Genomic DNA, 14,253 nt, shown 5'->3' on the forward strand with positions numbered 1-14,253 from the left:
GTATCTCTCCGAAAGCGGACAGGATTAACCATGAACCACGCAAAATTCGTGCCATATAATGGACGCTGCTGCTGGGGAGGGTGAGCCGTGCAAAAAAACAGCAGCACCTTTGGGGCGGTCGACGCCTAACGTTCCGCGACAATCAGGATCACCTGCCCCTTGCCGCCCTCGCCATCCAACTGGTCCAGCCCGCGCAGCACCAGCCGGTCGCCGCCAATGCCTTCCGCCTTCAGCGCCCGCGCCACGGCGCCGAGGCGCGCCGCCGACAGGTCCCAGCCGTCGAAGCGCTGATGCCCCGCATCCGTGCCGCGGCTGCTGACCTCCAGCCGCTCGCGACCCAGCGCAAAGCGATCCGCCACGATCTTCAGCCGCTTCCGGCCCTGCTGCGTCAGCAACGCCTCACCGGGCAGGAACAGTTCGGCGGCGTGGATTTCCATGGGACTGCTGGCATGGCCGCCAAATTGCTGCCGCACCTGCGCCAGCATGGCGTCACGCCGCTGGCCGCTGGCCTGAAGCATGACGAAAAAGCCGAGCAGCAACAGCAGCAGGTCGGCGAAGCTGATCGCCCAGCGGCCGCGCCGCGCCCCGGCAAGGGCGGAGATATTCATGCCACCTCGCGGATCGAGGCGCGGCGCATCGGCACATTTTCCCGCCGCGCGATGGCGGCCATGCGATCAGTGACCTCCTTCTGCCAGGCGAGTTCGCGTTCCGACAGGTCGGCAAGCCGCGTCGCTACGGGCGCGGCGATGACATTGGCAATGACTACGCCATAGAAGGTGGTGAGGAGCGCCAGGGCCATGGAGGGGCCCAGCGCCGCCGGATCGTCCATCGCGGCGAACATGCCGACCAGGCCGATGATCGTGCCCGCCATGCCCAGGGCCGGGGCGGCATCCGCGATGGACAGCCAGACCTTGCAGGCAGCGCCATGGCGCTGCGCCCGGTCCGCCAGCGATTGCGCGGCCCACAGTTCGAACTGCTCCGTCTTCTCGCAATTGGCGAGCTTGCGCGCGGCTTCGGTCAGATAGGGATTGGCCGTCTTCACCCGGTCCGTGCAGGCAAGGCCGCGCAGTTGCGCGACCTGATCGATCTTCAGCATGGCCGCCCGCGCAGCATCCCGGTCCTTCGCTGGATCGGCGCGCAACAGGGGAACAAGGGCGGCAAAGGCCCGCCCCAGCGCCCGCGCGCCATTCTGGAACAGCGCCACCAGCCCGATCCCCGCGACCATGGCCAGCAAGGTCAGGGGGTCGAACAAATGCGCCATGATCCCGATCATCTTCACGTCCCCGCTTACGCCCGGCCGGCCGGCGGCAAAGCGCTGCCACCCGCCGGCAAAATTTTGCCGCCCTTGCCGCCATCCTCACGCAATCCCCCAGATTTCCGCCATTTTCCGCCATGCCGATGCGTCACCCACGCAAATTGGCACGGCTCTTGCGAATATCAGGCTGGATCACCCGCAGTTCACGCCATCAGGCCTCAGAACGGCGGAGGAGACGGAAGTTTTAGGCCCATCGGGGCGGAAAAAAGCGGAAAGACGACAATGTCGCTGGAAGACGGATTGTTCGGGATACATGGAAAGGCGCTGGCGCTTCGCTCGCAGCGCCTTTCCCTGCTCGCGTCCAATATCGCGAACGCTTCGACGCCGGGATACAAGGCGCGCGACATCGATTTCGAGTCCGCCCTCAAGGAAGCCACGACGCGGCAGGGCAAATCCGCCGCCGACGTGTCGCAGGCCGTCGACGATTCGATGGGCTATCGCGTGCCGCTGCAACCCAGCCTCGACGGCAACACGGTCGAACTCAGCACCGAACAGACGCTGTTCGCGGAAAACGCCGTCAAATATCGCACGACCCTCTCCTTCCTGGAGGGCCGCATCAACACCATCACCCGCGCGCTTAAGGGAGAATGAGCATGAGCGGCCATGGCCCCCTGAACGTCTTCGACATCGCCGGCCGCGCCATGAGCGCGCAGCTCGTGCGGCTCAACGCCACCGCCTCCAACATGGCGAACGCCGGCAACGTCACCGGCAGCGCGGCGGAGGCCTATCGCGCGATCAAGCCGGTGTTCCAGTCGGTCACCGACAGCCCCGGCGTTTCGACCATCAAGGTCCAGAATGTCGTCACCACCAATGCGCAGCCCACCAAGCGCCACGACCCCAACCATCCGCTGGCCGACAAGAATGGCGATGTCTGGGAAGCCGCCGTGGATAGCAGCGCGGAACTGGTCGACATGATCGAGACCGCCCGCATGTACCAGAATAACGTGCAGGTGCTGAACACCGCCAAGTCCCTGATGATGGAAACCATAAGGATCGGCAAATGACGACCACGACCGCCACCGACAGCGCGGGCCTGTCCGTCTATAACCCCTATGCCAATGTCGGCACGGGCAAGTCGGAAATGGGTCAGGCGGACTTCCTGCGCCTGCTGACCGCGCAAATGCAGACGCAGGACCCGTTCGAACCCGTCGATAACGCCCAGATGGTCGCGCAGATGGCGACCATCACCAACAGCAGCGGCATCGCGGAAATGAACCAGACGCTGAAGAATCTGGCGTCGCAACTGACCGGATCGCGCCTTGGCGACGCGGCAAGCTGGATCGGCAAGTCGATGCTGGTGCAGAGCAACATCGCCGCGCCCGATGCAGCCGGCCAATATATGGGCCAGGTCAGCTTTGCCGACGCCACCAGCGGCGCCAGCGTCGACCTGATCGACGGCAACGGCAATGTCGTCAAGACGATCGAACTGGGCGACCAGCCCAAGGGCGACATCAATTTCTATTGGGACGGCAAGGATGAAGCCGGCAACACCATCGCCACCGACGCGCTGAAGATCAAGGTCAACGGCGCCAGCCCCAGCCGCGTCGCGAGCTGGGCCACCATCGCCGCCGTCCAGTCACCCGCCGACGGCAGTTCGTCCAAGCTGATCACTGCGCTCGGCACCTATTCGCCGTCCGACGCCATCTCGCTCGCCTAACCGACCAATCCTTTTCACACCGATTTTCCTTTTCACCCAAGGAGCAACGCCATGTCCTTCTACATCTCGCTTTCCGGCCTGAAGGCCGCCCAGACCGACCTGTCGACCACGGCGAACAATGTCGCCAACGTCAACTCGACCGCCTTCAAGAAGAGCAAGGCCGTGTTCGGCGACATCTTCGCCGCCGCGCCGATGCAGACCACGACGCAGGTCGCCGGCCAGGGCGTGCGCGCCCAGGGCATCAGCCAGCAGTTCACCCAGGGCACGATCGAGACCACCGACAAGACGCTGGACCTCGCCATCACCGGCGAAGGCTTCTTCACGGTGAAGCGCAGCGCCGACAATCAGGTGGGCTATACCCGCAACGGCGCCTTCTCGGTGGAGGAGGACCGCTATGTCGTCGACACCACCGGCGCCCGGCTTCAGGTGATCCCGCTCAATCCCACTACCGGCGCGCCGACGGTGACGGGCACCCTGACCCCGACATCGCTGACCGACCTCAAGATTCCGACCAACTGGCCCGACGGCGGCACCGGCAACCAGCTCACCAGCGTGGGCGTGTCGGAAGAAGGCAAGATCACCGGCGTTTATGCCGACGGTTCCACCGTCTATCTGGGCGCAACCGCCATCGCCGCGTTCAACAGCCAGGAAGGGCTGCGCCAGAGCGGCGATGCGCACTGGACCGCGACCAACGCGAGCGGCACGCCGATGCTGGGCACCGGCAATAGCGGCCTGTTCGGCTCGGTCCGCTCCGGCGCGCTGGAACGCTCCAATGTCGACATCACGGAAGAGCTGGTGAACCTCATCTCCGCCCAGCGCAATTTCCAGGCGAACTCGAAGGCGATCGAGGCGGCGAACACGCTGTCGACCACCATCGTCAACATGCGGACCTAAGCTTCCGCATGAATTGAACCGTCATTCCCGCGAAAGCGGGAACCCATCTCCCGACCTCGCACAAAGCGGCAACGCTGGAAGATGGATCCCCGCCTCCGCGGGGGTGACGGAAATAAATCAGCGCCCGCAGTCAACAACAGGACACCCCCATGGACCGGCTCGTCAACACGGCACTCACCGCGATGCGCGGCGCGATGGCGCGGCAGGCGGCGATCTCCAACAATCTGGCGAACGTCAACACCACCGGCTTCCGCGCGGAAATCGCCAATGCCGAGACGCGCTGGATCAAGGGCAGCACCTTCGACACGCGGGCGCAGGCGTCCGAACAGGTGATCGCCGCCGACATGGCGCAAGGCGCGGTCACGGAAACCGGCAATCCGCTGGACGTGGCCATGAACGGCGATGCGATGCTCGCCGTTCAGGCCGCGGACGGCAGCGAAGCCTATACGCGCCGCGGCGACCTCAAGGTCAGCGACAGCGGCCTGCTCATGACCGGCGACGGCCTGCCCGTGCTGGGCGAAGGCGGCCCCATCACCCTGCCGCAGATGGACAGCATCTCCATCGCGAAAGACGGCAGCATCTGGGGCGTGCCGCAGGGCGGCGACCCCGCCAATCCGCAACAGGTGGACAAGCTGAAGCTGGTCAGCCCGGTCGGCTCCAGCATCGCCAAGGGCACGGACGGGCTGTTCCGCGAAGCCAATGGCGGCGCGCTGCCCGACGATCCGCTCGCCAGCGTGACCGGCGGATCGCTGGAAGGGTCGAACGTCAACGCCACCTCAGCGCTGGTGCAGATGATCGAGGCGAGCCGCGCCTGGGAAACCCAGGTCAAGATGATCGACACCGCCAAGCAGCTCGACGATGGCGGCGCATCGCTGATGCGCCTGGATTGATGGTTAATTTGGCACGGCTCTTGCTTTTCGACAGGCAAGCCTGACGGCCCTACGGAGATTTTGAGCCATGACCAACGCAGCCCTTCATGTCGCCCGCACCGGCCTTGACGCGCAGAACACGAAGATGCGCGTGATCGCCAACAACCTGGCGAACGTCAACACCACCGGCTTCAAGCGCGATCGCGCCGATTTCGAAACGCTGGCCTATCAGCAGATCGTGGCCGCAGGCGCGAACAGCGACAGCGAGAACAAGTTCGCCACGGGCCTCAACCTCGGCTCGGGCGTCGCGATGCAGGGCACGGCCAAGATCAACAGCCAGGGCACGCTCAACCAGACCGGCAACACGCTGGACATGGCGATAGAGGGTTCGGGCTATTTCCAGGTGCAGCAGCCGGACGGCTCCATCGCCTATACCCGCGCCGGCAATTTCACGACCACGGCGGAAGGCGTCGTCGTCACCAGCGAAGGGCTGCCGCTGATCCCGCAGATCACGGTTCCGGAAGGCGCCACCAGCGTCACCATCGGCAATGACGGCACCGTCTCCGCCACGCTTCAGGGGCAGGCCGAACCGACCCAGCTAGGCCAGATCGAACTGGCGAGCTTCATGAACCCGGGCGGCCTTCAGGCGGTCGGCGGCAATCTGCTGAAGGAAAGCGCCGCCAGCGGCACGCCGCAGGTCGGCGTCGCGGGGCTGGACGGGCGCGGCGTCGTCCGCTCCGGCTATCTCGAAACCTCGAACGTCAACGTGGTCGAGGAACTGGTCGACATGATCGAGACCCAGCGCGCCTATGAGGTCAATTCCAAGATGATCAAGGCGACCGACGAAATGCTCCAGTACGTCAACCAGCAGTTGTGAGCCGGATGATGCGCAGAACGGCCATTTTCTTCCTCTTCGGAACCGCCCTCGCCGCATCCCCGGCCATGGCCGGCAAGAAGCGCGATGCCGAACGGCAATTTTATGCCCCCACGGTCGTTGCCGCCCCTGCCGCCCCTGCCGCCAACGGTTCGATCTTCCAGGCGTCGATGGGCTATACCCCGCTCACCAGCGGGGCGCGGGCGACCAGCGTGGGCGACATCATCACCATCGTGCTGGTCGAACGGACCCAGGCGACCAAGAGCAACAGCGCCGACACCAGCCGCGACGGCAGCATCGCCCTGACCCCGCCCAGCACCGGCCCGCTCTCCAAGATCTTCTCCGCCAGCGACATCGGCTCCAGCGGCAGCAACAGCTTCACCGGCAAGGGCGCGGCCACCCAGTCCAATGCCCTGAATGGGGAGATCACCGTGACCATCGCGGCGACCTATCCCAACGGCACGATGCTGGTGAAGGGCGAAAAGGCGCTGACGCTCAATCGCGGCGACGAATATATCCAGATCAGCGGCCTCGTCCGCCAGGCCGACATCGGCCCGGACAACCGCATCGCCTCGACCCGCGTGGCCGACGCGAAGATCATCTACACCGGCAAGGGGGAAATCGCCCGCGCCAGCCGCCAGGGCTGGCTGCAGCGCTTCTTCTCCATGATCAGCCCCTTCTGATGGACATGCACGCCATGACGTCCTTCGCCCGCCTCCCCAACTTCGTCATTCCCGCGCAGGCGGGAATCCATCTCCGGACCTCGCGTCTGGTGCAACGTCGGGAGATGGATTCCCGCCTGCGCGGGAATGACGGCGTGTGGTTGGGCAAGCGTTTAGCGCGTCGCGTAATACTCGCCCTTCTCACCGCCCTCACCCTGATCGCAGCCCCGGCCCATGCGGAGCGGATCAAGGACCTCGGCAATTTCCAGGGCGTGCGCCCCAACCAGCTGACCGGCTACGGCATCGTCGTCGGCCTGGCGGGCACAGGCGACGACAGCCTGGACTATGCGACGCAGGGCATGAAGGGCGTCGTCTCGCGCTTCGGTCTGACGCTGCCGCAGGGCATCAACCCGGCGCTCAAGAACGCGGCGGCCGTGCTGGTCACCGCCGACCTGCCCGCCTTCGCCAAGCCCGGCCAGCGCCTCGACGTCACCGTCTCCGCGCTGGGCAAGGCGAAGTCGCTGCGCGGCGGCACCCTCATCATGACCCCCCTGCGCGGCGCGGATAACGAAATTTACGGCATGGCGCAGGGCAATCTCGCCGTCGGCGGCCTGGGCGTGTCCGGCGCGGACGGCAGCCAGGTGTCGGTCAACATCCCCTCCGCCGGCCGCATTCCGGGCGGCGCGACGGTGGAGCGCGCCGTCGCCACCGGCTTCGACACCGCCCCCACCCTCACCTTCAACCTGTCCGAAGCGGACCTCACGACCGCCCTTCGCGTGGCGGACGGCATCAACCGCACCTATGGCGACCATCGCGCCAAGGCCGTGGACGCCGTGTCGATCACCATCGACGCCGCGCCGGGCGCCACCGACCGCATCATGATGATGGGCATGATCGAGAATATCGAGATTTCGCCCGCCGACGCCCCGGCCAAGGTGATCGTCAACGCCCGCACCGGCACCGTCGTCATCAACGGCGCGGTGAAGATCCATCCCGCCGCCATCGCGCACGGGAAAATCACCGTCAGCGTCAACGAATCCCCCAGCATCGTCCAGCCCGCCCCCTTCTCGCAAGGGCAGACGGCGGTGGAGCAATCCAGTTCGATTTCGATCGATCAGGAAAAGAAACCGATGATTAATTTTAAAGGTGGAGCCTCTCTGGCCGATATAGTCAAAGCGGTGAACGCCATCGGCGCCTCCCCCGCGGACATGGTCGCGATCCTCGAAGCGCTCAAGCAGGCAGGCGCGCTCAAGGCTGAACTGGTGGTGTTGTGATGCGGATTGGTGCGACTTCGGAAACGACGGCTCCGCCGGGCGGAACGCAGGACAGGGCCGCGCTGCAAAAGGCGGCGCAGCAGTTCGAGGCGATCTTCCTGCGCCAGATGATGGGCGCGATGCGCTCGGCCAGCCTGGCGGAGGGCATCAGCGATTCCAGCGCCACCGACCAGTTCCGCGACATGGCCGACGCCCGCACCGCCGACAGCATGGCGAGCCACGGCACGCTGGGCATAGCGGAGATGCTGATGCGCCAGTTCGGCGCCAAAGCCGTCGCGCCTGCCAGCGCAAATGCCGCGGATAAGGCCGAATGAGCGACCTCTTCATCATCGGCGCGTCGGGCACCAAGGCCTATCGGACCGCCATGGCCGCGATTTCCGAGAATATCGCCAATGCCAGCACGGAGGGCTATTCCCGCCGTTCGGTGACGACCATCGAATCCGGTTCGTCCACCGCCACCATGGCCGTCTACATCTCCCGCGCCAATTTCGGCGGGACGGAGGTCAAGAGCGTCAACCGCGCGACCGATCCCTATCTCGACGCGACGGTGCGCTACACCAACATGCAGCTTGGCAGCGCGGTCGCGCGGATGCGCTGGCTGACCGATTCGGAAACGGCGCTCAACGACACGGAAACCGGCATCGGCCAGCTCATGACCGGCATGTTCCAGAACATGGACAAGCTGGCCGCCAGCCCCACCGACAACTCCCTGCGGGTGACGACGCTGGACAGCATCGGCCGCGTCGCCCAGGCCTTCAACCAGACCTCGGCCGACCTGGTGCAGGTATCCAGCGGCATCGCGACCGAGGCGCAGGCTTCGGTGACGACGATCAACCAGGCCCTCTCCGCCCTCGCGGACATCAACAACAGCCTGCTGCGCGCGCAGCCGGGCACATCGGCCTATGCGCAACTGCTCGACAGCCGCGACGCGGCATTGGGCACGCTGTCCACCAATCTCAACATCGACATCGGCTTCGGCACGCATGACCAGGCGCAGGTGACGCTGAACGGCCAGACGCTGGTGCAGGGGAGCAGCGCCACGCCGCTGGCCCTCACCGTCAACACCAACGGCACGCTGGCGCTTGCGACCGGCGGCAGCACCGCCCTGGCCGCACCGACGAGCGGCACGCTGGGCGGGCTGTTCTCCGCCGCCGGCACGGTGTCGCAGCGCCGCACCAGCCTCGACACGCTGGCGCAGCAGTTCGTCGCCAATATGAACAACTGGCATGCGCAGGGGCTGACCAACGGCAGTCCGGGCGCGGCGGGCGCGCCGCTGCTGTCCGGAACGACGGCCGCGACCGTCGCCGCCCTCATCACCGACCCGGCGCAGCTTGCGACCAAGGCCGCCGACGGCACGCCCAACGGCAATCTGCTGACCGTATCGACCGTGCTGCGCGGCAATGGCAGCGTCGAACAGGGCTGGACCAACCTGATCGCCACCCACGCCAACCTGCTTTCCTCCACCAAGGCGGAGCAGACCACGGCGCAGAACCGCAGCGACCAGGCCGTGGCCGCCCGCGAAGCGGTAAGCGGCGTCGACCTCGACATGGAGGCGGCCGAACTGCTGCGCATCCAGCAGGCCTATTCGGGCAGCGCCAAGATCCTTCAGGTCGCGAAGGAAACCGTCGACGCCATTCTGCAGATCATCTGAACGGGAGCAACGGGACCATGGTCGGCATCACCAACAAGATCCTTCTGGCCGAGATTCGCCGTCAGCAGAAATTGTCGCAGGACATCGTCGATGGCCAGACCGCCATCTCGACCGGCCAGACGCTGAACAGGCCGTCGGACGACGCGCTCGCCTGGGTGCAGGTGTCGGACATCGGCCGGGCGCAGGCGCAACAGGCCGCCTGGCAGTCGAATATCAGCACCGGCACGGCCCGCGCCAACACGGCGGAGGCCAATCTGGGCGAGATGAACTCCCTGCTGACGCGCGCGCAGGAATTGATGACGCGCGCCCGCAATGGATCGCTCAGCACGACCGACAAGACGGCCATCGTCCAGGAAATGACGACGATCCGGTCGACCATCGATTCGCTGTTGAACCAGAAGGATTACAGCGGCGTACCCGCCTTCGACGATGGGCAGAGCGTGCTGGTCCCGGTCAGCCGCGGCCTCAACCTCGCGGTGGTCGGCACGCGGCAGGAAGTGTCGGAAGGGATCGACGTCAACGGCACGCCGATGACGCTCGACGCCATATTGGGCCAGAGCATCGCCGCGCTGCAAAGCGGGACCGACAGCGACGTCGCGGCCGGGCTCGACGCGATCAAGGCGGCCCAGAACCACATCGTCCTGGAACAGACCAAGCAGGGCGTGCGCAGCGACCGGCTGGACGTGATCGGCACGCGCCTCACCAATGTCGACCTCGACCTCAAGGAACGGCGCGCAGGCCTGGAATCGACCGACCTGCAGGATGTGATCTCCTCGGTATCGGCCAAGCTGCTCCAGCTTGAGGCGGCGCAGTCCGCCTTCGCCCGGATCAACCAGCAGACCCTGTTCGACCTGATCAAATAGGCGCCTGAAGCGATCCCATGGTCATCATGTTCCTGCCCGGGCAGGAACACGCCATGGCTTGGACGAACCTTCCGAAACAGAAGGATCTTTCGCCCGGAACCATCGCCATCGATTTTTCGGTCGCGCCCTAAACCACGGCATCGCCAAGCCGTATTAACCAATCGAGAGCGTCTTTCATGCGATGCTTCGATCAAGACGGCGCCTTCGGGCAGAATTTCGGGGATAATCATGTTCGCAATCATCGGCCTGGTCGTGCTGCTCGCCATGGTGTTCGGCGGCTTCATCTTTACAGGCGGCGACATCGGCCCGGTTCTGCACGCGCTTCCGCACGAAATGATCATCATCGGCGGCGCGGCCGTCGGCGCGCTGATCATCGGCAATTCGGGCTCGGACCTGAAGGCGCTGGGCGGCGGCCTGGGCAAGGTGTTCAAGGGCCCGAAATACAAGAAGCAGGACTTTCTCGACTGCATCTTCCTCGTCTCCAAGCTGATGAAGACGCTGCGCGTCGAAGGGCCGGTGGCGCTGGAACCGCATATCGAGGACCCGGCCAGCTCGACCATCTTTTCCGAATATCCGCGCCTGATGGGCGACAAGACGCTGATCCACCTGATCAGCGACACGCTGCGTCTGGTGGTCGTCTCCTCCGGCACGCTCGATCCCCATGCGGTCGAGGAAGTCATGGATAATGCGCTCAAGACCCATCATCATGAAGCGCTGCGTCCCGCGGACAACCTCCAGGGGCTGGCGGACGCATTGCCTGCCCTCGGCATCGTCGCGGCGGTGCTGGGCGTGGTGAAGACCATGGGCTCGATCGACCAGCCCCCGGCGATCCTGGGCGGCATGATCGGTTCGGCGCTGGTCGGCACTTTCCTCGGCGTTCTGCTCGCCTATGGCATGGTCAATCCCTTCGCCAACCGCTGCCGCGCCGTGATCGAGGCGGACGGGTCCATGTACCATGTCGTCAAGCAGATCATCGTCGCCTCCCTGCACGGCCATCCGCAGCCGCTGGTGATCGAGGCCGCGCGCTCCAGCCTGACCCATGCGAACCAGCCGGCCTTCGCCGAAGTGTTCGACGGCATGCGGGGCAAATAAGCCATGGCCGAGAAGAAGCGCGGCGCGAACGAGCCCGAACCCAGACCGATCATCGTCAAGAAGATCGTCGTCGACGGTCATGGCGGCCATCATGGCGGCGCGTGGAAGGTCGCCTATGCCGACTTCGTGACGGCGATGATGGCCTTCTTCCTGCTGATGTGGCTGCTGGGCGCGACCACGGAAAAGCAGCGCAAGGGGCTGGCCGACTATTTCACGCCGACCCTGGTGCAGCTCAAGGAAGGTTCGGCCGGGTCGAACGGCATGTTCGGCGGCGACAGCATGACGGCGAAGGAAAATTATCCGACCACGGGCGGTCAGGGCAATCTCGCCATCACCATCCCGCGCGACGCATCGGGCACGAAGGACCAGGGCGGCAAGGCCACCAAGGCCGCCGACCGGGTGAAGTTCGAATCGATCAGGAAGGAACTGGAGGCGCGCATGGCCCGCCGCCAGGGCATCCGCAAGCTGCTGAAGAACATCCGCTTCACCGAAACGCGCGAAGGGCTGCGCATCGACCTGATAGACGAGGCGGACTTCGCGATGTTCGCCATGGGCACCGACCGCCTGCTGCCGCAGGCGCGGGAACTGGTGAACGAGGTCGCGGCGACAATCCGGACCATGCCCAATCCGCTGATCGTGCGCGGACACACCGACGGCCTGCCATACAGCGCGGGCCAGACGATGAACAACTGGATGCTCTCCTCCGCCCGCGCCGAAGCGACGCGCAAGGCGCTCGCCGCCAGCGGCATCGGCAACGACCGCTTCGCCCGGATCGAGGGCGTGGCCGATCGCGAACCCTTCGCGAAGGGCGACGTCTACGACCCGCGCAACCGGCGCATGTCGATCATCCTGGGGTGGAGCCGCGGCGCGAACGACGGCGATGCGGACGAACAACCCGACGCCGAAACCAGGGCCGCGATCAAGGAACGCGACAACCCGATGACCATGGCCCGGACCGAAGCGCGCAAGCTCGACATGGGCGGCACCAGCCTCCCCGCAGGCGCGCAGTTGATCAACCCGACAGCACCGGGGACGTCGAACAAGCCCGGCAAGCATTGAACCAACCCGGCTGCCTTGGGTGGATTGCGGAATGGCGGCTCACGGGAAGGCGTAGGCCGACAGCGGACATTTCACCGTGACGGAAAACCCTGCTGGCGAGGTTGTCGGGCACTTTCGCAATCCGACAGTGATTCTCGGACAGTCGGAGGTTCAACACAACCGTGCAAGGTCATCTGCGACGCGATTTCCGCAAAATTACGTGGCGACTGCACAGGAATCATGTAATTGCCGTCAGGCCCCTCACTCCGGTCGGGAGGCGGATTTCTGACGTTAGCCTCTGCCAAAATGATTTGATAACTGTACTCCTGCTAGTCGAGCGTCGATTTGTCAGGAGGAACACAGATGGGCGCGGGGCAGTTGATTACGACCAAGCATAGAGGTCTTGATACTGGTTACATTTCCCTGAGGTCCGCTGATGAAGATCTCGCGGCAAGGCTACCGGAACTTCGCCTGCCCAGAATGAGTGAACAAGCGCGCGCCGCGTTTCGAGCCGTGTTGGCCTATGAAAGGCCACCCGCCAATGGATCAGTCGCTGACGTGTTACGGCTTGTCGAGGCTCGCGGCTTTTCTGCGCATCCGTGCGACTGGATTCCAGAATATAGCTGGCAATTAGGTGGCAGGCATCCTGCGCTATATCAGCCTTGGGTCGATTGGTTGTCCGAACAGGGGCTGACCAAATTTCACAAAGGTAACACGCTGACCGCCGAGAATTGCAAACGGTGGAGTAAAGGGCAGCGTCGTTGGGCACTCATAGAAATGATCCGCAATGGCCGCGACGACGATTTCAGAGCCCTGAAGGATTTCGCATCAACCCAACCCGGATCAATTCGAGCACAACTTGTCGAAGAAATTGACGCGTGGGGAAGTTTTGTTGGGTGTTATCCATGGCAAACACCGCTGCTGGAATATTTCCTGAATGACCGAGTTGCGGTCGTCAGAGACATTGCAGCCCATAAACTCGGAAAAATGGGTGCGTTCACAACTGAAGAAGCATATGCGCAAAAGCTGGCCGGCGAACTCATCGTGACAGCAGATTGTGTAAGATATCGCGAGCCGCCAGAAGCGCACATGATGTTCGTCCATTTCTATAAGGACTTTGCTTGCGTCAACTTCGATGCCCTCGCTGCTGCACTGGGCCTTGCGCCGACTGATCTGGCAAGGCGTGCTGATTTAGATGATGTCGGGCAACAGTTGATAAATGTTGCGGCAAGGACAGGCGATGCCGAGGTTCGCTCAATTCTCGCCACGCGCCTCCTCGATCTGGGCAAGGCGGGAGAGCATATCCCATTGGCCATGTTTCTGGGTGTGGCCCCACCTTCATGGAAAGATGGGCTGAGAGCAATGTTTGCATCACCATATTGGAACAGCGTGGAAGATTATCTGGGAAGCAAAACCGGGAGTCTTGACAGTGCGATGATGCGAGAATGGCCTTGTTCTCACTATATTTCGAAGACGGTAATCGCCGAGCTTGAACGGGGCGAATTGCCGGTAAACATGGCGTATGATCCATTGCGTGTTCTGGGCAAAGTCGTGGACAAGCATGCAGCGGCCGAAGTGCGGGACGAAGCGTTGGCCGCAGGAATGGCACCAGACAACCCCAGATTGACTATGCTGAAGCTCAATCTGGCACTTTAGTCAGCTACTCCAGTCACCAAAAAACTCGCGCCTTCATGGCATCCTATGTACGAAAATCAGGTGTTTTCCTTCAGCGTCCGCTTTGGAGTGCGGCAGAAAGCCAACCGAGCGACCAGCTGTGGTCGTTTCCAGACGCCACCTCCAGCGCCTGAGTGGCAGCCTTCGATCAGGCGTTACCCGAAAACCACAGAAAGCTCCAAAAACATCCTATTTCTCCAACAGGGGCCGATCAGGCCTGTCCTATTCCGCACCCGCCCGCTTATCCCACCACCCTCTTTGAAACGTCCGACCCATCCCCCCTCACGCCCACGCGCGCCCAGGCACGCGCGCGCATACACTGTGAACTTCGGACCAGAAATGACGGATTTCCGCCCTTTCCAACACATCACCCCCGCCCCGAACCGGGAA

Annotated in this window: 16 protein-coding genes; 14 read left to right on the forward strand and 2 right to left on the reverse strand. The window is 64.0% G+C overall.

Annotated features, from left to right (window positions below; all coding sequences use genetic code 11):
• Positions 1–125: 125 nt before the first annotated feature.
• Both TZ53_RS02570 and TZ53_RS02575 read right to left on the reverse strand, forming a co-directional pair.
• Entirely contained in the window at positions 126–608 is a 483-nt protein-coding gene (locus tag TZ53_RS02570; protein ID WP_044660323.1) for a flagellar motor protein MotB, read from the reverse strand.
• Entirely contained in the window at positions 605–1,273 is a 669-nt protein-coding gene (locus TZ53_RS02575) for a MotA/TolQ/ExbB proton channel family protein (RefSeq protein ID WP_044660324.1), read from the reverse strand. Before TZ53_RS02575 ends, TZ53_RS02570 begins: the two co-directional genes overlap by 4 nt.
• Before the next feature lie 264 nt (positions 1,274–1,537).
• Here TZ53_RS02575 and flgB point away from each other — a divergent pair, with 264 nt between their 5' ends.
• The 14 genes from flgB to TZ53_RS26625 all read left to right on the forward strand — a co-directional run bounded on the left by flgB (position 1,538) and on the right by TZ53_RS26625 (position 13,845).
• Positions 1,538–1,906, forward strand: a complete 369-nt coding sequence (gene flgB / locus TZ53_RS02580; protein WP_025548588.1) for a flagellar basal body rod protein FlgB — start codon at positions 1,538–1,540, stop codon at positions 1,904–1,906.
• A gap of 2 nt (positions 1,907–1,908) precedes the next feature.
• Positions 1,909–2,319: a flagellar basal body rod protein FlgC gene (flgC, locus tag TZ53_RS02585; protein ID WP_044660325.1), complete on the forward strand. Its 411-nt coding sequence runs from the start codon at positions 1,909–1,911 to the stop codon at positions 2,317–2,319.
• Complete coding sequence (locus tag TZ53_RS02590; RefSeq protein WP_044660326.1) at positions 2,316–2,972, forward strand: flagellar hook assembly protein FlgD; 657 nt, start codon at positions 2,316–2,318, stop codon at positions 2,970–2,972. The genes flgC and TZ53_RS02590 overlap by 4 nt, the downstream gene beginning before the upstream one ends.
• 51 nt (positions 2,973–3,023) lie before the next feature.
• Positions 3,024–3,866: a flagellar hook-basal body complex protein gene (locus tag TZ53_RS02595; protein WP_025548594.1), complete on the forward strand. Its 843-nt coding sequence runs from the start codon at positions 3,024–3,026 to the stop codon at positions 3,864–3,866.
• Positions 3,867–4,015: 149 nt separating this feature from the next.
• A complete protein-coding gene (locus TZ53_RS02600; RefSeq protein WP_044660327.1) occupies positions 4,016–4,756 on the forward strand; it encodes a flagellar basal body rod protein FlgF in 741 nt (246 codons plus the stop codon).
• Positions 4,757–4,823: 67 nt separating this feature from the next.
• Positions 4,824–5,612 (forward strand): flagellar basal-body rod protein FlgG, encoded by a 789-nt coding sequence (gene flgG, locus TZ53_RS02605; protein WP_025548597.1) that lies wholly within the window; start codon positions 4,824–4,826, stop codon positions 5,610–5,612.
• A 5-nt stretch (positions 5,613–5,617) separates the two neighbouring features.
• Positions 5,618–6,292: a flagellar basal body L-ring protein FlgH gene (locus tag TZ53_RS02610; protein ID WP_371873048.1), complete on the forward strand. Its 675-nt coding sequence runs from the start codon at positions 5,618–5,620 to the stop codon at positions 6,290–6,292.
• A gap of 5 nt (positions 6,293–6,297) precedes the next feature.
• Entirely contained in the window at positions 6,298–7,545 is a 1,248-nt protein-coding gene (locus TZ53_RS02615; protein WP_443216142.1) for a flagellar basal body P-ring protein FlgI, read from the forward strand.
• On the forward strand, positions 7,545–7,859 hold the full coding sequence (locus tag TZ53_RS02620; protein ID WP_044660328.1) for a rod-binding protein: 315 nt from the start codon (positions 7,545–7,547) through the stop codon (positions 7,857–7,859). Before TZ53_RS02615 ends, TZ53_RS02620 begins: the two co-directional genes overlap by 1 nt.
• Positions 7,856–9,196, forward strand: coding sequence for a flagellar hook-associated protein FlgK (flgK, locus tag TZ53_RS02625; RefSeq protein ID WP_044660329.1), 1,341 nt, complete (start codon positions 7,856–7,858; stop codon positions 9,194–9,196). Before TZ53_RS02620 ends, flgK begins: the two co-directional genes overlap by 4 nt.
• A 17-nt stretch (positions 9,197–9,213) precedes the next feature.
• Positions 9,214–10,059, forward strand: coding sequence for a flagellin (locus tag TZ53_RS02630; RefSeq protein ID WP_025548605.1), 846 nt, complete (start codon positions 9,214–9,216; stop codon positions 10,057–10,059).
• 228 nt (positions 10,060–10,287) lie between these two features.
• A complete protein-coding gene (motA, locus tag TZ53_RS02635; protein ID WP_007682571.1) occupies positions 10,288–11,151 on the forward strand; it encodes a flagellar motor stator protein MotA in 864 nt (287 codons plus the stop codon).
• Between the two features lie 3 nt (positions 11,152–11,154).
• Positions 11,155–12,210 (forward strand): flagellar motor protein MotB, encoded by a 1,056-nt coding sequence (locus TZ53_RS02640; RefSeq protein ID WP_044660330.1) that lies wholly within the window; start codon positions 11,155–11,157, stop codon positions 12,208–12,210.
• Positions 12,211–12,552: 342 nt separating this feature from the next.
• A complete protein-coding gene (locus tag TZ53_RS26625) occupies positions 12,553–13,845 on the forward strand; it encodes a hypothetical protein (protein ID WP_130029828.1) in 1,293 nt (430 codons plus the stop codon).
• The last annotated feature ends 408 nt before the right edge of the window (positions 13,846–14,253 follow it).

The organism is Sphingobium sp. YBL2 (genome assembly GCF_000943805.1).
In the GTDB taxonomy this organism is placed as follows: domain Bacteria; phylum Pseudomonadota; class Alphaproteobacteria; order Sphingomonadales; family Sphingomonadaceae; genus Sphingobium; species Sphingobium fuliginis.